The organism is Thiomonas islandica (assembly GCF_055383445.1).
Window position 1 is genome coordinate 2,444,366 of sequence record NZ_AP042391.1, and the last position, 18,356, is coordinate 2,462,721.

Consider the following 18,356-nt stretch of genomic DNA (forward strand, 5'->3'; position numbering starts at 1 on the left):
CTCTGCGCGCACCACCCACCTGCACCCGGTCGCCGCGCTCTGCCCGGTCGACATGTCGATCCCCTCCATCGTGGGCGCAACCTGCCGAGGCCGCCCGTCCTGCCCTTCAATCCCATGGATCCATCCGTCTCTTCTGCCACAGATCAACCGGATTACCGCTCAACGCTGAACCTGCCGGACACACCGTTTCCGATGCGGGGCGACCTGCCCCGGCGCGAGCCCGAGTGGATCGCCAAATGGAATGAGGAGGGTCTGTACCAGCGTCTGCGTGCCGCGCGTGTCGGTGCGCCGAAATTCGTGCTGCACGACGGCCCGCCGTATGCCAACGGCCAGATCCACATGGGCCATGCGGTCAACAAGATTCTCAAAGACATGATCGTCAAGGCGCGGCAACTCGCCGGGTTTGACGCCGCTTACATTCCCGGCTGGGATTGCCACGGGCTGCCGATCGAAAACGCGATCGAAAAACAGTTCGGCCGCAATCTGCCGCGCGACGAAATGCAGGCCAAGAGCCGTGCCTACGCGACCGAGCAGATCGCGCAGCAGATGCGCGACTTTCAGCGCCTGGGCGTGCTGGGCGACTGGGCGCATCCGTATCGCACCATGGACTTTGTCAACGAGGCGGCGGAAATCCGCGCGTTCAAGCGGGTGATCGAGCGCGGTTTCGTCTATCGCGGCTTGAAGCCGGTGCACTGGTGCTTCGACTGCGGCTCGTCGCTGGCCGAGTTCGAGATCGAATATGCCGACAAGAAGTCACAGACGTTGGACGTGGCGTTCGAGACCGATGACCGCGCTGCGCTGGCCGCTGCGTTCGGTCTGCCCGCGCTGCCCGATGCGTCCAGGCCCGCCTTCGCGGTCATCTGGACAACCACCGCATGGACCATTCCAGCCAACCAGGCGCTCAACCTCAACCCGGAGCTGACCTACGCGCTGGTGGATACGCCGCGCGGCTATCTGGTGCTCGCAGCGTCTCTGGTGGAAAACTGCCTGAAGCGCTACCAGCTCGACGGCACCGTGATCGCGACCGTCGCCGGCAAGGCGCTTGGCGGGTTGGCATTCCGCCACCCGCTGTACGAGGTCGATGCAGGCTACCGGCGCCTGTCCCCGGTGTATCTGGCCGACTACGCTACCGCTGAGGACGGCACAGGCATCGTGCATTCCTCGCCGGCATACGGCGTGGACGACTTCAACTCCTGCGTCGCGCACGGCATGGCGACTGCCGACATCCTCAACCCGGTGCAGGGTGACGGCCGCTACGCACCCGACTTTCCTCTGTTCGGCGGGCAGAACATCTGGAAGGCAGTGCCGCACATCATTGACACTCTGCGCGATGCTGGACGGCTGATGGCCACGCACGCCATCACCCACAGCTATCCGCATTGCTGGCGGCACAAGGTGCCGGTGATCTACCGCGCCGCGGCGCAGTGGTTCATCCGCATGGACGAAGGCGAAGGCGTGTTCACCAAGGACAAGGCGCCAAAGACCCTGCGGCAGATGGCGCTCGAGGCGATCGAGCACACCAGCTTCTACCCCGAAAACGGCAAGGCGCGGCTAAGCGACATGATCGCCAACCGCCCCGATTGGTGCATCAGCCGCCAGCGCAGCTGGGGCGTGCCGATTCCGTTCTTCCTGCACAAGGACAGCGCAGAGCTGCATCCGCGCACCATGGACATCCTCGATGTGGCCGCCGAGATGGTCGAGCAAGGCGGCATCGAGGCGTGGAGCAAGGCGAGCGCAGTCGACATCCTGGCCCGCGTGGGCTGCGCGGAAGATGCGGCGCATTACACCAAGAGCAGCGACATCCTCGAAGTGTGGTTCGATTCCGGCACCACCCACACCACTGTGCTCAAGGGCAGCCATGCCGGAGCCGGCCATGCAGAAGGCCCCGAGGCCGACCTTTACCTCGAAGGCCATGACCAACATCGTGGCTGGTTCCATTCCTCGCTGCTGACCGCCTGCGCGATGTACGGCCGTGCGCCGTACAAGGGCCTACTCACGCACGGCTTCACCGTGGACAGCCAGGGGCGCAAGATGAGCAAGTCGCTCGGCAACGGCGTCGATCCGCAGAAAACCAGCGAAAAGCTGGGTGCGGAAATCATCCGTCTGTGGGTGGCCGCGTCTGACTATTCCGGCGACATCGCCGGCGACGACAAGATTCTCGCCCGCGTGGTCGACAGCTACCGCCGCATCCGCAACACCCTGCGCTTTCTGCTGGCCAACACCAGCGACTTCGACCCCACCCAGCACGCCGTGCCGCTGCCGCAACTGTTCGAACTCGACCGCTGGGCGCTAGCGCACGCTCAGGATCTGCAGACCGTCATCCTGGCGCATTACGACAAGTACGAATTCCATCCGGTGGTTGCCAGGCTGCAGGTCTATTGCTCGGAAGACCTGGGCGCCTTCTACCTCGACGTGCTCAAGGACCGCCTCTACACCACCGCGCCCGGCAGTCTGGCGCGGCGCAGCGCGCAGACTGCGCTGTGGCACATCACCCAGGGCATGCTGCGCTGGATGGCGCCGTTCCTGAGCTTCACCGCCGAGGAAGCCTGGGCGCTGGTTGGCAAGGCAGACAGCATTTTCACCGAGACCTACTGGCAGTGGCCGCAGCAGGACGACAGTGCGGCACTGCTCGATCGATGGGCGCGGATCCGTGCGGTGCGCGATGCGACCAACAAGCAAATCGAGGCACTACGTTCGCAGGGCAGTATCGGCGCCTCGCTGCAGGCCGAGGTGGACCTGTACGCCCCTGCTGCCGAGTATGCGCTGCTCGAACCGCTGGGGGATGACCTGCGCTTCGTGCTCATCACCTCGCGCGCCACGCTGCACCGCGGCGAGGACGAACTGCGCATCGTGGTCAGTCCCACGGCGCACGCCAAGTGCCTGCGCTGCTGGCACTGGCGGGCAGATGTCGGAGCCGACCCGGCACACCCCGGACTGTGCGGCCGGTGCGTGAGCAATCTGTTCGGCGCGGGTGAACCGCGCCATGTCGCCTGAGCAACGCCCATGCCCAGCGCCCTGTCCGCAAGCACCGCCGCCACACGCCGCGGCCGCATCTGGCCCTGGCTACTGGTTGCGCTGCTCGTCATCGCCGCCGACCAGTTGACCAAATGGTTGGTACGGCGCGATCTGCCGCTGGACGGCAGTCTGCCCGTCACCTCGTTCTTCAATCTGGTCTACATCCACAACCCCGGAGCGGCGTTCTCGTTTCTTGCCACGCAGCCCGGCTGGCAACGCTGGTTTTTCGCTGCGATTAGCCTCGCGGCTTCGGTGTTCATCCTCTGGCTGTTGCAGCGCAACCGCGGCAAGGCGCTGTTCAGCCTTGCGCTGGCGTTCATTCTGGGCGGGGCACTGGGCAATGTGATTGACCGGGTACTGTGGGGCAAGGTGACCGACTTTCTCGATTTCTACATCACTGTGCACGGCCGGCAATGGCACTGGCCTGCGTTCAACCTGGCCGACTCGGCCATCTTCGTCGGCGCGGTACTGCTCATCTTGGACGAAATGCACCGTTCACGCACCCGAGCGCACTGAATCGCCGGGTTTGGCTGATTGCGAGATCACGATCTCGCCCCAGTGGTATCCCGGGTTGTGCGACAAACCGTCGCACCTTAGTCTCTCACGCAGATGGGTTGCCCGACGCAGGCAACTCACTTCATGGAGGAGAACCCGGAGATGACGCCCGAAGAAGCGCAGCATCACCCCTTGGCTGCACAAACCCGCGCGCGGGTGAGTGTGTGCAGCCTGAACTGGACCACCCCGTTTCGCTGGCTGGCCGCAGGCTGGCGGGATTTTTCGCGCTGCCCAGTGGTTGGCCTGACCTACGGCACGATGTTCACCGCCCTGGGCTGGCTTTTGGCCTGGACGTTGGCAAGCACTCCCGAATACACCTTGATGCTGGCTGCCGGCCTGTTGCTCGTCGGCCCGGCGCTGGCCATGGGCCTGATGGAAGCAAGCCGCCGCTGCGAAATCAACCTCAAGGCACGGCTGAATTTCTGCATTCGCTGCTGGTGGCCGCACCGGGGAAGTGTGGCGATCTTCGCTGGGTTACTCCTGGTCATCGAGCTACTGTGGGGACGCACCGCATTGGTGGTGTTTGCGCTGTTCTTTGATGCCGGCATGCCCGAAACCGGCGGCGTACTGCGCCTGCTGCTCGACCCAGTCAACCTGCCTTTCGTGCTGGCTTACCTTGGCGTGGCGTTGCTGTTCGGTGGACTGGTGTTTGCGATCAGCGTGGTGTCGATTCCGATGATGCTCGACCGCCCGGTGGACGCGATCACCGCGGCGCTCACCAGCCTGCGCGTCTGCATGGAACATCCCGTGGCCATGGCCTGCTGGGCGGCGCTGATCGCCGTCATCAGTCTGGTGGCGATGCTGCCCTTCGGCCTGGGGTGGATCGTGGTGCTGCCGGTAATCGGGCATGCCAGTTGGCATGCCTATCGCGGCGTGGTCTGCCCGAGCCTGCAACAACCCGCCGCTGCCGCGGGCTGATCAGGTTTGCATGCCGGGCTTGAACACCTGCCCGGCGTGTTCGCGCAAGGTATGGAACTGGATCTTGGGCGCCAGTTCCTGCATCACCCGCAGTTCGCTGGCGTGCGTCAGCAGCACGGCAGGCGCTTCGACCACGTCGTAGGCGATGCGGTGCGCATTGGCATCGATGAAGCGCTTGAGCGCCTGCGCATCGTCGCAGGTGAACCATCGCGCCATGCGGTATTTGCTGGCTTCCATGCGCGCGTCCACGCCATATTCCGACTCGAGCCTGTGCTGCACCACGTCGAACTGCAGCGTGCCGACCGCACCGAGCAACAGACTGCCGCCGGTCAACGGGCGAAACACCTGGATCGCCCCCTCCTCGCCCAGCTGCTGCAGGCCGGTGCGCAGTTGCTTGGTGCGCATCGGGTCCTTGATTTCCACTGAACGGAACATCTCCGGCGCAAAGAATGGCAGACCGGTGAACTGCAGTTCCTCGCCTTCGCTCAGACTGTCGCCCAGGTGCAGCGTGCCGTGGTTGGGAATGCCGACGATGTCGCCAGCGAATGCCTCGTCGAGCAGCTCGCGGCGCTGCGACATGAAGGTCACCACACTGCCGGGCCGGATGTCCTTGCCGGTGCGGCTGACCCGTATCCGCATGCCACGTTCGAAGCGGCCGGAGACGATACGCACGAAGGCGATGCGGTCACGGTGCGCCGGGTCCATATTGGCCTGGATCTTGAACACCACGCCGGTGAACTTCGGCTCGTCGGGCTGCACCACCCGCGTGGTGGCTGCACGCGGCAACGGAGATGGCGCCAGCTCCACCAGGGCATCGAGCACTTCCTGCACGCCGAAATTGTTGATCGCCGAGCCGAAGAACAGCGGCGACTGCCGACCGGCGAGAAACTCCGCCGCGTCGAACGCCGGTACCGCCTCGCGCAGCAGGCCGATCTCCCCCTGTGCCTGCACATAGGGCTGACCGAAGCGCCGGATCGACTCCGGGTTGTCCAAGCCAACGAGCATCTGATCGTCGTCGCGCACACGTTCCTCACCCGGGCGGAACACCCGCATACGATCGAGCCGCAGGTCGTATACCCCGTGAAACTCGCGTCCCATGCCCACCGGCCACGTGAACGGCACCACGGCCATGCCGAGATGGCGCTCGATTTCGTCCATCAGTTCGAGTGGCGGCTTGACCTCGCGGTCCAGCTTGTTGACGAAGGTAAGAATCGGCGTGTTGCGCGCTCTGCAGACCTCGAGCAGCCGCAGGGTCTGCTCTTCCACGCCATTGGCCGCGTCGATCACCATCAACGCGGCGTCCACCGCGGTGAGCACGCGGTAGGTGTCCTCCGAAAAATCCTGGTGACCCGGGGTGTCGAGCAGGTTGATGACACAGTCGCGCCACTCCATCTGCATCACCGACGACGCCACCGAGATGCCCCGCTGCTTTTCGATCTCCATCCAGTCGGAGGTGGCGTGACGGCTGGCCTTGCGCGCCTTCACACTGCCAGCGATCTGGATCGCGCCGGAAAACAGCAGCAGCTTCTCCGTCAGCGTAGTCTTGCCCGCATCGGGGTGCGAGATGATGGCGAAGGTGCGCCGTCTGCGGATCTGCTCGGAATCAACGGTCATGGTCTGCGCTGCCTGCGGGGCTCGCGGCGCTGTGTGTCTGGAGTAGGCTTTCGAACTGCGGGGAGTGAAGACGAGACACTCAGAATTCGGGCCGTGCAGCCCGACTCACCTGCGCAGATGGCTCGCAACATGCCGGCAGGACATTGCAAGCAATTTTCTATTTTGCCTCAAACCCGACCCACCCGCCATGACACGCCAGATCGTGCTCGACACTGAGACAACAGGACTCAACCCCGGAAGCGGCGATCGCATCATCGAAATCGCCGGTGTCGAACTATTCAACCGCCGCCTCACCGGCAGGCATTTTCATCGCTATCTCAATCCCGATCGCGCCAGCCACCCCGATGCACTCAAAGTGCACGGCCTGACCGAGGAATTCCTCGTCGACAAACCACGGTTCGAGCAGATCGTCGGTGATCTGCTCGACTTCGTGCGCGACGCCGAGATCATCATTCACAACGCGCCGTTCGACTGCGCTTTTCTCGACGCCGAACTCGAACGCTTGTCGCTGCCGCCCTTCAGCCAGCATGTCCTGCAGGTGACCGACACGCTGGTCATGGCCAAACAGCAGTTTCCGGGAAAATTCAACAACCTCGATGCGCTGTGCAAACGGTTCGGCATCGACAACAGTCACCGCACCTTGCACGGTGCCCTGCTCGACGCAGAGCTCCTCGCCGAGGTCTATCTCAGCCTCACCCGTGGTCAGGACAGCCTGGTGATCGACCTGGAATCTCCCCGGCATCAGGCCGCCTCTGCGACCAGCCCGCTGGACACCTTCGCCCTGCCTTTGAGCCCGCTGAGCGACGCAGACCGCATCGCCCACGAGGCGTTTCTGGAACTACTCGACAAGACCAGCAAGGGCCGGAGCATCTGGCGACCCCAAACGCCGTCCAGCGCGGATGCCCCAACCGAAAAAACTGTGCAATAATCTTCTACTTTCCTGAACGCGCTTCGCAAATGCGTAGTGCGATTTGGGCGGTTAACTCAGCGGTAGAGTGCCACCTTCACACGGTGGAAGCCACTGGTTCGATCCCAGTACCGCCCACCACACAACCCTCGAACACCCGCGAAAGCAGCCAACCCTGGCTGCTTTTTGTTTTCCGACGGCCTGCGCGCGTCAGGCGTAATCGATGCTCAGAGGGGCGTGATCGGAGAAGCGCTCGTCAGTGTAGATCCAGGCGCTTCCCGGCTTGGCACGCGCGGCGACGCCGGGCGTGGCAAGGTGGTAGTCGATGCGCCAGCCGACGTTTTTGGCTCTGGCTTGCCCGCGATTGCTCCACCAGGTGTAGCGGTCGGGGTTGGGGTCGAGCCGACGGAAGACATCGACATACCCGGCCTTGTCGAGCAGGCGAGTCATCCAGGCGCGCTCTTCCGGCAAAAAGCCGCTGTTCTTCAGGTTGCCCTTCCAGTTCTTCAGGTCGATTTCCTTGTGGGCGATGTTCACATCGCCACACAGCAACACCTCGGCCGAGGATTTGAGCGCCAGCAGGTGCTCGTAAAAATCGGCTAGAAAGCGAAATTTCGCCTGCTGTCGTTCTGGCGAACTGGAGCCGGATGGGAAATAGGCCGACACGATGCTCAGACGACGGCCCCCAACCGTCTTATAGATCGCTTCGACATAACGACCTTCGGCGTCGAATTCGGTGTGGCCGAAGCCGATGCGCAGGTCGTCCGGCTCGTGCCGCCAGTACAGCCCTACACCGCTGTAACCCGGTTTGGTGGCGTGGGCAAATGCCGCGCCGCGTAAGCCGCCGAGCTCGCGCAGATCTGGAGTGAGGTCGGTCTGCTGCGCCTTGAGTTCTTGCACACACAGCAGGTCTGGACGCGCATGCTGTCGCAGCCAGGTATCGACGCCCTTTTGTGCGGCTGAACGGATACCGTTGAGATTGAGGGAAGTCACGCGCAAAGGAAAGAGGCTCATGGATGGTCGATCGAGGGCAAAAGACAGAGCACCCGCCCGCAGGGTAGGCGAAGGCGGGTTCAGGGACGCGACAGATCACGCCTGTGGCGAAGAAAGCAAGGCACAATACCGATTCATGCGTCAACCTCGCGGCTGGTGCTCACATTGTTGCAGGGACTCTGTCATTGGCTGTACATGGAACCGATCTATCTCCGCATGCGTGCACTGCTCGTCAGTAGCTGTCTGCTGCTCAGTACAGCGCAGGTCGCGCAAGCCGACATCTATCTATGCCGCGACGCGAACGGAACTCTGGTGTCGACCGATCGCATCACCAATGATTGTCTGACCTACGGAGGCCGGGTCATCGGTCCGGACGGTACAGTGCGGCGTCGCATCCTGACCCCCAAGGAGCAGGCGATGGCGGCGCAGGAAAGGGAAGCCGCGCAGAACTTGTCCAGGCAACAGCGTGATCGCCAGCGGGAAGATCGCGCCCTGCTGCTGCGTTACCCGGATGAGGCCGCACTGGAACAGGCCCGGGTCAACGATCTAGCCCGGCCCAATGCACTGATCGCCGATGCACAGAAGCAGCTTGCTGCGCTCGCGCGTCAGCGCAAGCAGTTGAACATCGACGCGCAGTTCTACCCGCAAGGGCCGCTGCCGCTGGAACTGCGTACCAAGTTTGACGAAAACAAGGTGCTCACCCAGCAGGAGACCAGGCTGATTGCCGAACAGAACGAAGAAATCGCGCGGATCAACCGCGAGTACGACGCCCTGCGTGCGCGCATGAAGCCGCTATGGGCCAGGACCGCGCCGTCGCGTTGAGCGTCGCCGCGCTCACGGCGCCAGACCGTTGGGGTCGAAATCCATTGGCATGCGCGACGGCATGTAGGCCACGCCTTCACAGAATTTTCGGCGCGCAAGCCCCCGACTTCAGTCGGGGGCGCCGCCTCTCAATCAAGACTTGATGTATAGCACTATCTTGCGCAGTCACGTCCAGTCGGATCGAGGCGGTGCGCATCATTCATCGCCGCGTACACCCATATGGTGCGCTTCGCGCACCCGCAATTCCTCCCGCGACTGAAGTCGCGGGTTTCCTTGCGAGGCATCTATCATGAACTCTCACTCTCGCGCGCGGCTTTGCACCACGACCAGGTGTCGATCATGGCCCCATGCCACATCAGACCGGCAAGACGGCCCGGCCCCAAGCCTCGTTGATCACTTCGGCTGCGGCCAGATAGAACGCTAGTGCCGCCGTGAGCAGGCCCAGATAGCCGCCGAGCGCCGTCAGCCCGTTGTTTCCTGTCAACGCCCCCGCGGCGAGCAAGAAAAACGTCGGCGTCAGCGCGGTGAACACCAGCATCAGCGCCCGGCCCTTTTTCCAGGTCGCAATCCACATGTAGGTCGTGAACACGCCCCAGAGCAACAAAAACCAACCCACATAAGGACCTTGCACGCCCTTGGCGAAAAACTCGACGAACAGTGCAAAACTCCACCAGAATGCGCCGTAGCCGCAGAACGCCACGAACCCGAAGCTATTGCCGACCCCGGCTTCCATGATGCCGGCGACGAACTGCGCCGATCCGCCAAAGGCGAACGCCGCCGCCAGCACCATGGGCACGTCCACCCCCGGAAACCAGCCGGCATTGACCATGCTCAGCAGCCAGGTGGTCAGGGCAAATCCAGACAGACCCAGCGGGGCCGGGTTGATCGCCTTTCTTCCGTCCATTTCAATCTCCTCGTTTTGTTCAGGGAACACGGCCTGCGCCATGAGGTGTGCGATTGCAGCGACCCGGGCGCAGCTTCGGCATGCTGCCTGACGACTGCCCTACATGTCACAACTCCCGCACGGGATTTACCAATTGTCGCGAGCGAGAAGGTCAGAAAGGACGCGCCATCGACCGCACGAACAACTGCGCACAAATGCTCACAGAACCGATAAGAACCTTCTTATATGCTTTGCCGGTTTAAGCGATCTCGTCGATTTCATCCGCCATTTTTCGCCATCATGCTTGCAGACCTAACCTTGATTCAACACGTCCTGTCCGTCGTATCCGGCGTGGCAGTGGGATTCACGCTTGGCCTGATCGGCGGCGGCGGTTCGGTCCTGGCCGTGCCACTGCTGCTGTATCTGGTGGGCTACCCCAACCCGCATGTGGTGATCGGCACTACGGCGCTGGCGGTCTCGGTCAATGCCTATATCAATCTGATTCCGCACGCCCGCGCGGGCAACGTGCGCTGGAAGGAAGCAGTGATTTTCGCGATCATGGGCGCGGTTGCCGCCTACGTCGGTTCCTCGCTGGGCAAAGCGGTCGATGGGAAGAAATTGCTCTTCCTTTTTGCGATTCTGATGCTGGCGATCGCCGCGCTCATGGTGCGTCCCAAACGCGCCAAACCCGGCGACCTCGCCGGGCACCCTGGCCAGTTTTCGATGTGGAAGCTACTGCTGTCAGCGGGTATCGTCGGCATGCTCTCCGGGTTTTTCGGCATCGGCGGCGGTTTTCTCATCGTCCCTGGATTGGTGTTCGCCACAGGCATGCCGATGCTGGCTGCAGTGGGGTCTTCGCTGTTTTCAGTGGGCACCTTCGGTTTGACGACTGCGGTGAATTACGCCAGCTCCGGCCTGCTCGACTGGACTGTCGCGGGGCTCTACATCGCCGGCGGGATCGCCGGCGGCGTCGCCGGTGCCCGACTTGCGACGCATCTGGGCAAGGGCAGCAAAGGCACGCTCAACCTCATTTTTGCGGCACTGGTGGCCATCGTTGCGGCCTACATGATCTACCGCAACATGTCGGCATTCGGCATCCACTTCTGAACGCGCTCTTCGCTCGAGAAGACCGTCTGTCGACGCTCCGATCTGCTCGACCGCCGCCGCGATCTAACAGGCCGTTGAAAAACCTCGCGAGGATGGCCAGATGCAAGACGCACGGCGCGCAGCGACCGAGACATATCAAATAGATAGGCGAGGCAGCGAGCACCGCGCAACGCCGCAGATGGCCCCGGCGCGCGTCAAGCTACTTGTCGCCTCTTTCACGCAGCAATCGGCTGAATGTCTCCTCGGCTCACAGCCGTTGTGACCACAGAGTCGCGTTCAGGGTTGAGGGTAACGGCCCGGATGTGCGACCAGTCGCGTGTGCCGCGTGACCAGCGCGCGGGGTTGCGTTCGCGAGCCTGGAGGTAGACCTGGTGCCGAGCCGCAAGGATCGCGACGTCGTGGCCTTCATGGCGCTGTGCCGGGCTGACGTAGCGGATGCCGCTGTGCCTGTGATCGTGGTTGTACCAATGCACGAACTGGCGCGCCCACTCGCGCGCGGCGCACAGATCCGTAAAGCCCTTTTCTGGGAACTCCGGCCGGTACTTCGCCGTGCGGAACAGGCTTTCGACGAAGGCGTTGTCGTCGCTCACGCGGGGCCGTGAGTACGACGGTTTCACGCCCAGCCACCACAGCATGGCCAGCACGGTGGTGGCCTTCAGCGTGGCGCCGTTGTCGCCGTGCAGTACGGGTCGCTCGTCACGCGGCATGGCGTGAATGCCCTCGGCCAGCGCCGTACGCTGCACGAGCCGCGCAGCGTGGTCGCAGTCGTCGTCCTCGTGCACCTCGAAGCCCACGATCTTGCGGCTGTACACGTCCATGATGAGGTACAGGAAGAACCAGCGTCCGGCGACATCCCTTGGCAGGAACGTCATGTCCCAGCACCACAGCTGTCGCGGCGCGGTGGCCACGTGAGTGGTCGGTGGCCGGCCCTTGCGTGGTGCCTTGGCGCGCCCGCGGTGACTCATTTGCCCCTGCGCACGCAGCACGCGGCGGAAGCTGGACTCGCTGGCGATGTAGACGCCCTCGTCAGCCAGCGTCGGCACGATGCGCGCCGGCGGCAGATCGGCGAAGCGCGGCTCGTTGGCCACGCTGACGATCTGCGCACGTTCGCGATCACTCAGCGCATGGGCTGGCGCCGGCCGCACGGCCTGCGGCCTGCCATCGCCAGATTCCAGGCCTTGGCCGGCCTTCCAGCGCTGCAAGGTACGCGCGCTGATCCCCATGAGTTCGCACGCTGGCTTCAGGCGCGCACCGGCATCGCAAGCCGCTTCGATGTCTCGGGCAATTTCCTGGCGATCTTCGAGGCCGATCATTCGTCCTCGCCCTTGTTCCTGTTGAAGATCGGCGCGCGTCAAGCTACTTGTCGCCTCTTTCACGCAGCAATCGGCTGAATGTCTCCTCGGCTCACAGCCGTTGTGACCACAGAGTCGCGTTCAGGGTTGAGGGTAACGGCCCGGATGTGCGACCAGTCGCGTGTGCCGCGTGACCAGCGCGCGGGGTTGCGTTCGCGAGCCTGGAGGTAGACCTGGTGCCGAGCCGCAAGGATCGCGACGTCGTGGCCTTCATGGCGCTGTGCCGGGCTGACGTAGCGGATGCCGCTGTGCCTGTGATCGTGGTTGTACCAATGCACGAACTGGCGCGCCCACTCGCGCGCGGCGCACAGATCCGTAAAGCCCTTTTCTGGGAACTCCGGCCGGTACTTCGCCGTGCGGAACAGGCTTTCGACGAAGGCGTTGTCGTCGCTCACGCGGGGCCGTGAGTACGACGGTTTCACGCCCAGCCACCACAGCATGGCCAGCACGGTGGTGGCCTTCAGCGTGGCGCCGTTGTCGCCGTGCAGTACGGGTCGCTCGTCACGCGGCATGGCGTGAATGCCCTCGGCCAGCGCCGTACGCTGCACGAGCCGCGCAGCGTGGTCGCAGTCGTCGTCCTCGTGCACCTCGAAGCCCACGATCTTGCGGCTGTACACGTCCATGATGAGGTACAGGAAGAACCAGCGTCCGGCGACATCCCTTGGCAGGAACGTCATGTCCCAGCACCACAGCTGTCGCGGCGCGGTGGCCACGTGAGTGGTCGGTGGCCGGCCCTTGCGTGGTGCCTTGGCGCGCCCGCGGTGACTCATTTGCCCCTGCGCACGCAGCACGCGGCGGAAGCTGGACTCGCTGGCGATGTAGACGCCCTCGTCAGCCAGCGTCGGCACGATGCGCGCCGGCGGCAGATCGGCGAAGCGCGGCTCGTTGGCCACGCTGACGATCTGCGCACGTTCGCGATCACTCAGCGCATGGGCTGGCGCCGGCCGCACGGCCTGCGGCCTGCCATCGCCAGATTCCAGGCCTTGGCCGGCCTTCCAGCGCTGCAAGGTACGCGCGCTGATCCCCATGAGTTCGCACGCTGGCTTCAGGCGCGCACCGGCATCGCAAGCCGCTTCGATGTCTCGGGCAATTTCCTGGCGATCTTCGAGGCCGATCATTCGTCCTCGCCCTTGTTCCTGTTGAAGATCGCCTCGGCTTTTTTTGACAGCACCAGCAGCGCCGCCGCCTCGGCCAGGGCCTTGTCCTTGCGGCGTACCTCTCGCTCGAGCTCTTTGATGCGGCGCCGATCCTCCTTGGTCTGCGAGGGGCTGGCACGTACTTCCTCGGGTGCAGCCAGTGCCCGCACCGCGTTGTCTCGCCATTGCTGCAGTTGCTGCGCGTACACGCCGTTCTCGCGGCACCAGGCGCTGCGCGAGGCATCGTCCATCGCCGCGGTCGTGATCACCGCCTCCAGGCGCGCGGCAGCTGTCCACACGCGCTCCTTCGCCGGCCTGGCCAACGACTCAGCGCGCCAGCGCTCCAGCGTGTCCACGCCCACTCCGATCTCGCGCGACACCACCTGCGGTGCGGCGCTCTCCGGCGGCAGCATGCGTGCCACCGCCCGGTCCTTGAATGCTTGTCCGTATCGAGCCAACTTCTTCTCTCATCCGCGCCCCCGTGTCGATGAAACGATGGTGTGCGGGGGGCGGCGCCTTCGGCGCCGCACAGGCTGTGCATTTGTGGACGATGCGCTTCGCGCACCGGCCAGCTTGCCGTGGACAACGCATCCGCGTTGCCCACCGCGCCGGCCTTCGCCCACAAGCTCCACAGCCTCCCACCACCATCAATGAACCAGTCTCACAGCTCTGGTCCTATCGGGGCGACAAGTATTCTGACGCGGGGGGAGATCGCCTCGGCTTTTTTTGACAGCACCAGCAGCGCCGCCGCCTCGGCCAGGGCCTTGTCCTTGCGGCGTACCTCTCGCTCGAGCTCTTTGATGCGGCGCCGATCCTCCTTGGTCTGCGAGGGGCTGGCACGTACTTCCTCGGGTGCAGCCAGTGCCCGCACCGCGTTGTCTCGCCATTGCTGCAGTTGCTGCGCGTACACGCCGTTCTCGCGGCACCAGGCGCTGCGCGAGGCATCGTCCATCGCCGCGGTCGTGATCACCGCCTCCAGGCGCGCGGCAGCTGTCCACACGCGCTCCTTCGCCGGCCTGGCCAACGACTCAGCGCGCCAGCGCTCCAGCGTGTCCACGCCCACTCCGATCTCGCGCGACACCACCTGCGGTGCGGCGCTCTCCGGCGGCAGCATGCGTGCCACCGCCCGGTCCTTGAATGCTTGTCCGTATCGAGCCAACTTCTTCTCTCATCCGCGCCCCCGTGTCGATGAAACGATGGTGTGCGGGGGGCGGCGCCTTCGGCGCCGCACAGGCTGTGCATTTGTGGACGATGCGCTTCGCGCACCGGCCAGCTTGCCGTGGACAACGCATCCGCGTTGCCCACCGCGCCGGCCTTCGCCCACAAGCTCCACAGCCTCCCACCACCATCAATGAACCAGTCTCACAGCTCTGGTCCTATCGGGGCGACAAGTATTCTGACGCGGGGGGGGGCCACCGCAGTAGTTTTTCAACGGCCTGATAAAGGTACTTGGAACATCTTTCCTGGAATCGCGAGAATCCCTCGATGCCCTTCGACTTGGCTTCAGCGACATTCGCGAGGTGTTCGATCACGAATGCACGTTCATCGTCAGGGATGTCGATTGTTCTGATCTCATTGATCTTGAGGTCTGGTATCTCGCCGAATTTCTCGATCAGGATTTGATCGGCTTCGTAAACGTTTGTGATGGTTCGTCCGGCAACGCTGGATGCCATTTTGGTGCGCTGGTATGCCGGAATGTGCTTATGGACTTTCGTTCTTTTTGTTTCCAGTGCTCCATTTCCATTGATGGATGCGTTTTCCCATTCCGATGGCCGAAGTCCGGTTGCGATTGTCGCACGGACAAAACAAAGGGTTTCCCTGCCCTTGATATTGGCTTTTTCGAGTTCTGAATAAATCTTCTTGATGTCGCCTCGACTAATTTTCTTCTCGTGTCTTTGCCGACTTTTTGCGGCCTCTGCGGGAGAGATGCCGTAGAAAATGTTTTCAGGCTTGTGTTTTGGGTCGAGCAGGGAATTCCTTGCGTTGATATAGTCTTGTCGTTCTTCGGGGGTCGGCGTGGTTTCGATCCACCGCTGAAGCTCAGAAATCATGGCGGTTCGATAGCGCTCGTAGGTGCTCTGTGTAAATACAAGGTTTTTGGCAAGGTCGATAAAGTGGTTTGTAATTTGCGAGGCCGTCAGCATGCTTTCAACCTCTTGATTCTCACCTGCCAGATCGTCGATACATCTTTGCCAGATCGCCCTTTGTATCCTCATATTGATCGCACGAGTCGATTCTTTGATATTGCCGGATTCACCGTTGATTTTCAGCAGCTCGATGTCACGCCGCTTGCGCGTCAGCCTTTGACCAGCAAGCGGATCGTCCCCATGCGGTTGTTCCATGTGCGCCAGACTGCCGCCTTGTGTTGAGACGCTGTGCGGGTCGTCATGCGCCTGGACAGCGTGTGTGACGTACAGCGGTTCCCCGCCTTGGGCCGCATCTTTGGTGTCAGGTTCTTCGTGTTCAGTGGGTGCCATTTCCAGACCTACTTTTTTTCAGCTTCATCGCATGTAAAAAGGTATCGGACAAATTTTGTCCGATACGCATTGCGTACCGGACAAATTTCACTGTCCGATACGCAATGCGTATCGGACATTTTCCGCGAGATCTCCGCCCGGATCGGGTGACCTTGGCTTGGAGTGCGTCAGGTTCACCCGAAACCGAGCATTCCGACCCCAAGATTATATGTCCGATACGCATTACGTATCGGACATCTCGGCCTTGTTTACATTGTCCGATACGCATTACGTATCGGACAGCATTTCGTTCGACGTCTGCACGTGTCGCCGGGTAGCGGCGAATCAATGTTCTCGTAACACATTGATTGAACTCGGCTTTTTTGATCAGCATGTCCGATACGCATGACGTATCGGACATGCTGATGGGCGAGCATTACTTGATGTACCTGCTCATTGCAGACCCCTCGCGCGCGCCGATCTTCACGAGTCCACCGGACGCCTGCAGCTCCTGGCGAGCCGCATGGACATGGCCGTCAGCGAGCTCTGCTGCGGCTGGATTGTCCGTTTTTACCGGCTCGCCAGGAGCGCTGACCGACGCGGGTGCAGGTACGGGTGCGGGCACTGTTGCGGGTGCAGGTGAAGGTGATCGGGCATGGGTTGGCGATGGCATGCTGCGCATGGCGTTCTCCGCCGCGAGCCCGATCTCGGCAAGCTGAAGGAGCCGTTCTACCCTCATTTTCGGTACGTCGAATTCAACGAGAGCGCCATATAAAGCCGGTCGCGTCGCTGCTCCGATGTAAATCTTCTCCTGGATTTTTACATATCGGGCTTGTCTGCTTTCCATATCAGGCTCCGGTGCGACGGCGCATGAGTTCTTCCCCGTGCAGAAGGAAGCCGGTCACGTTGCTGAAAACGCCAAGACCTGAATCGACAATCGGCACGAGCGGAAATTTTTGACGAAGGTATTCGACGTAATACTGTGGGGCACCTCGAATTACCGCATCTTTGACCTGACCGTGCCGTGATGATGTCTCAAACGAGCGCGTTTCCGAGCCACGCGAAGGGTGGCGAGGGGATTTCTCCGCCGTCTGGAGCCCTGGTCCGGTGGCATTCGACCGCTCCAGGCCCATTTCGGGCGTCAGAAGGGCGCCGGCCCCACCTCCATCAGCGAGCACAGACGCCGCAGGTTGTACGTCGCGGCCTTCCAGTTCAGATGCAGCGTCGCCCGGTCCAGGCCGATCGAGCGCAGCGCCTTACCGCCCATCTGTTCCAGGCTGGCGTAGATGTGCTCCACACGAGCGCGGGTCTTGGCAATGCGCCGATTGCGCCGCTCCTGGCAGTCGGACAGCGGCTTGCCGGCCTGCCCCTTGCGCTGGATGTGCATGCGCCAGCCCTGGGCCTTCAGACGCTCCTCGCGTTCGCCGTCGACGTAACCCTTGTCAGCCCAGACGTCGCGGCTAGTGTTGCCCGCGTCGAGGACGCCCTCGAAGTGCAGGGTGTCGTGCTCGCTGGCCGTGCTGATGTGAATGCCCCGGATCAGCTTGTGCCGCCGGTCCACGCTGGTCGAGAGCTTGTAGCCGAAGTAGCTCTTGCCGTGCTTTTTGGTCCAGCGGGCCTGGATGTCCTTCTGCCGGCGCTTGGGCGCCGACCACTCGGCCGGCATCGCGTCCTGCTGAACAATCTCTTTCTCGTCCCTGCTCAGCGTCTGCTTCGGCACGGGCACGATGCTGGCGTCGATCATCTGGCCGCCGCGCGCGATGTAGCCGTGACGGTCGAGTTGCTGCCTCACCGCATCGAAGATGCGTTCGCTGGCACCGGCCTTGATCAGCCGCTCCTTGAAAGTCCAGATGGTCGTGCGGTCCGGCGCCTGCGAACTCTGCCGCAGGCCCACGAAGCGTTGGAAGCTCAGCCGATCCAGAAGCTGGAACTCCATCTGCTCGTCGCTGAGGTTGTAGATCTGCTGGATCACCAGGACGCGAATCATCAGTTCCGTCGGAAACGGCGGGCGCCCGCCCCGCTCGCGACCAGGGCGCGGCGCAGCCTCGTCGATCTCCGCAGCCAACGCCGCGAAGTCCACGTGCTGGGCCAGTTTGCTCAGCGCGTCGCCGATCTTGTCCAGCTTGGTCTCGCGCTCTTGCTCCGCGAACAGACTGACCTTGATCACCGCCATCCCCTCATCACGTCACCATGCCCACATGATGCCCGGCCCGCCGCTCGACGGCCAGGTTTTTCGAGGCGCCCTGTGGATGTCCGCCAGCGACCACAATCACCTGAATGCGATCAAGCATGTTGCCGACGCGCGTCAACACAAGGTCAACAGAATCACGCGCAGCGGCTTTCGCAACCTCGACGTAATCTTTCGTGTTGATCTTCAGGCCGGAAACGTAGATCGACGATTCCCGCAACAGCGCATCATTGAGATCCATGCGCGAGCCCCATTTGAGCGTGATATTTTTGTGGCGCTCGATGTATTCAGCAACATGCTGAATGACGCGCATCCGACCGTGCCCGCTTTCAGCACCACTTGCATCGCGAATGACGACGCCGTCCTTATAGACAATCCAGTCCATCGTTTCCTGGTTCCTCGTCGTTTCG

14 protein-coding genes, 1 tRNA gene and 2 pseudogenes are annotated in these 18,356 nt (G+C 62.7%); 7 read left to right on the top strand and 10 right to left on the bottom strand.

The annotated features are described in order from the left end of the window. Window positions 1-114 precede the first annotated feature (114 nt). From ileS to ACZ47F_RS11975, 3 genes are all read left to right on the top strand, one after another. Window positions 115-2,994 carry an isoleucine--tRNA ligase gene (gene ileS / locus ACZ47F_RS11965; protein WP_464924925.1) on the top strand — a complete coding sequence of 960 codons (2,880 nt, stop codon included), beginning with the start codon at window positions 115-117 and terminating at the stop codon, window positions 2,992-2,994. A 9-nt stretch (window positions 2,995-3,003) separates the two neighbouring features. Then, window positions 3,004-3,531, top strand: a complete 528-nt coding sequence (lspA, locus tag ACZ47F_RS11970; RefSeq protein ID WP_464924926.1) for a signal peptidase II — start codon at window positions 3,004-3,006, stop codon at window positions 3,529-3,531. A 141-nt stretch (window positions 3,532-3,672) separates the two neighbouring features. After that, the gene (locus ACZ47F_RS11975) at window positions 3,673-4,488 is read left to right on the top strand and encodes a DUF2189 domain-containing protein (RefSeq protein WP_464924927.1); all 816 of its coding nucleotides are present in this window, start codon (window positions 3,673-3,675) and stop codon (window positions 4,486-4,488) included. Here the strand turns inward: ACZ47F_RS11975 and ACZ47F_RS11980 are convergent, their stop codons facing one another. Beyond that, window positions 4,489-6,102: a peptide chain release factor 3 gene (locus ACZ47F_RS11980; protein ID WP_464924928.1), complete on the bottom strand. Its 1,614-nt coding sequence runs from the start codon at window positions 6,100-6,102 to the stop codon at window positions 4,489-4,491. A 187-nt stretch (window positions 6,103-6,289) separates the two neighbouring features. Here ACZ47F_RS11980 and dnaQ point away from each other — a divergent pair, with 187 nt between their 5' ends. Further along, the gene (dnaQ, locus tag ACZ47F_RS11985) at window positions 6,290-7,030 is read left to right on the top strand and encodes a DNA polymerase III subunit epsilon (RefSeq protein WP_464924929.1); all 741 of its coding nucleotides are present in this window, start codon (window positions 6,290-6,292) and stop codon (window positions 7,028-7,030) included. 45 nt (window positions 7,031-7,075) lie between these two features. Then, window positions 7,076-7,150, top strand: a tRNA-Val gene (locus tag ACZ47F_RS11990). Window positions 7,151-7,219: 69 nt separating this feature from the next. Here the strand turns inward: ACZ47F_RS11990 and ACZ47F_RS11995 are convergent. After that, window positions 7,220-8,023, bottom strand: coding sequence for an exodeoxyribonuclease III (locus ACZ47F_RS11995; RefSeq protein ID WP_464924930.1), 804 nt, complete (start codon window positions 8,021-8,023; stop codon window positions 7,220-7,222). 195 nt (window positions 8,024-8,218) lie between these two features. On the opposite strand from ACZ47F_RS11995, the gene ACZ47F_RS12000 reads away from it, so the two are divergent. Beyond that, window positions 8,219-8,824: a DUF4124 domain-containing protein gene (locus ACZ47F_RS12000; protein ID WP_464924931.1), complete on the top strand. Its 606-nt coding sequence runs from the start codon at window positions 8,219-8,221 to the stop codon at window positions 8,822-8,824. A 355-nt stretch (window positions 8,825-9,179) separates the two neighbouring features. Here the strand turns inward: ACZ47F_RS12000 and ACZ47F_RS12005 are convergent, their stop codons facing one another. Then, window positions 9,180-9,728, bottom strand: coding sequence for an acetate uptake transporter (locus tag ACZ47F_RS12005; protein WP_464924932.1), 549 nt, complete (start codon window positions 9,726-9,728; stop codon window positions 9,180-9,182). A gap of 297 nt (window positions 9,729-10,025) precedes the next feature. Between ACZ47F_RS12005 and ACZ47F_RS12010 the strand changes: the two genes are divergently transcribed. After that, window positions 10,026-10,814 carry a sulfite exporter TauE/SafE family protein gene (locus tag ACZ47F_RS12010; RefSeq protein WP_464924933.1) on the top strand — a complete coding sequence of 263 codons (789 nt, stop codon included), beginning with the start codon at window positions 10,026-10,028 and terminating at the stop codon, window positions 10,812-10,814. A gap of 215 nt (window positions 10,815-11,029) precedes the next feature. Here ACZ47F_RS12010 and ACZ47F_RS12015 read toward each other — a convergent pair. The 7 genes and pseudogenes from ACZ47F_RS12015 to ACZ47F_RS12045 all read right to left on the bottom strand — a co-directional run. Then, window positions 11,030-12,175: pseudogene (locus ACZ47F_RS12015) on the bottom strand (IS3 family transposase); the annotation flags it as partial. An 11-nt stretch (window positions 12,176-12,186) separates the two neighbouring features. Beyond that, window positions 12,187-13,760 (bottom strand): IS3 family transposase gene (locus tag ACZ47F_RS12020; protein ID WP_464924934.1). Its coding sequence is split into 2 segments (ribosomal slippage): window positions 12,187-13,322 and window positions 13,322-13,760, totalling 1,575 coding nucleotides; the frame shifts between segments, so codons are not numbered across the junction. A gap of 260 nt (window positions 13,761-14,020) precedes the next feature. Continuing rightward, window positions 14,021-14,461, bottom strand: a pseudogene (locus tag ACZ47F_RS12025) (transposase); the annotation flags it as partial. A 217-nt stretch (window positions 14,462-14,678) separates the two neighbouring features. Next, window positions 14,679-15,779: a hypothetical protein gene (locus ACZ47F_RS12030; RefSeq protein ID WP_464924935.1), complete on the bottom strand. Its 1,101-nt coding sequence runs from the start codon at window positions 15,777-15,779 to the stop codon at window positions 14,679-14,681. 415 nt (window positions 15,780-16,194) lie between these two features. Next, window positions 16,195-16,605 carry a hypothetical protein gene (locus tag ACZ47F_RS12035; RefSeq protein ID WP_464924936.1) on the bottom strand — a complete coding sequence of 137 codons (411 nt, stop codon included), beginning with the start codon at window positions 16,603-16,605 and terminating at the stop codon, window positions 16,195-16,197. A gap of 294 nt (window positions 16,606-16,899) precedes the next feature. After that, entirely contained in the window at window positions 16,900-17,931 is a 1,032-nt protein-coding gene (locus ACZ47F_RS12040; RefSeq protein WP_464924573.1) for an IS5 family transposase, read from the bottom strand. 7 nt (window positions 17,932-17,938) lie between these two features. Then, a complete protein-coding gene (locus ACZ47F_RS12045; RefSeq protein ID WP_464924937.1) occupies window positions 17,939-18,331 on the bottom strand; it encodes a hypothetical protein in 393 nt (130 codons plus the stop codon). Window positions 18,332-18,356 lie beyond the last annotated feature (25 nt).

Bases quoted from the DNA above. Each gene is read 5' to 3' on its own strand.
- ileS (WP_464924925.1), top strand. From the start codon at position 115: ATGGATCCATCCGTCTCTTCTGCCACAGATCAACCGGATTACCGCTCA.
- lspA (WP_464924926.1), top strand. From the start codon at position 3,004: ATGCCCAGCGCCCTGTCCGCAAGCACCGCCGCCACACGCCGCGGCCGC.
- ACZ47F_RS11975 (WP_464924927.1), top strand. From the start codon at position 3,673: ATGACGCCCGAAGAAGCGCAGCATCACCCCTTGGCTGCACAAACCCGC.
- ACZ47F_RS11980 (WP_464924928.1), bottom strand. From the start codon at position 6,102: ATGACCGTTGATTCCGAGCAGATCCGCAGACGGCGCACCTTCGCCATC.
- dnaQ (WP_464924929.1), top strand. From the start codon at position 6,290: ATGACACGCCAGATCGTGCTCGACACTGAGACAACAGGACTCAACCCC.
- ACZ47F_RS11995 (WP_464924930.1), bottom strand. From the start codon at position 8,023: ATGAGCCTCTTTCCTTTGCGCGTGACTTCCCTCAATCTCAACGGTATC.
- ACZ47F_RS12000 (WP_464924931.1), top strand. From the start codon at position 8,219: ATGCGTGCACTGCTCGTCAGTAGCTGTCTGCTGCTCAGTACAGCGCAG.
- ACZ47F_RS12005 (WP_464924932.1), bottom strand. From the start codon at position 9,728: ATGGACGGAAGAAAGGCGATCAACCCGGCCCCGCTGGGTCTGTCTGGA.
- ACZ47F_RS12030 (WP_464924935.1), bottom strand. From the start codon at position 15,779: ATGGCACCCACTGAACACGAAGAACCTGACACCAAAGATGCGGCCCAA.
- ACZ47F_RS12035 (WP_464924936.1), bottom strand. From the start codon at position 16,605: ATGGAAAGCAGACAAGCCCGATATGTAAAAATCCAGGAGAAGATTTAC.
- ACZ47F_RS12040 (WP_464924573.1), bottom strand. From the start codon at position 17,931: ATGGCGGTGATCAAGGTCAGTCTGTTCGCGGAGCAAGAGCGCGAGACC.
- ACZ47F_RS12045 (WP_464924937.1), bottom strand. From the start codon at position 18,331: ATGGACTGGATTGTCTATAAGGACGGCGTCGTCATTCGCGATGCAAGT.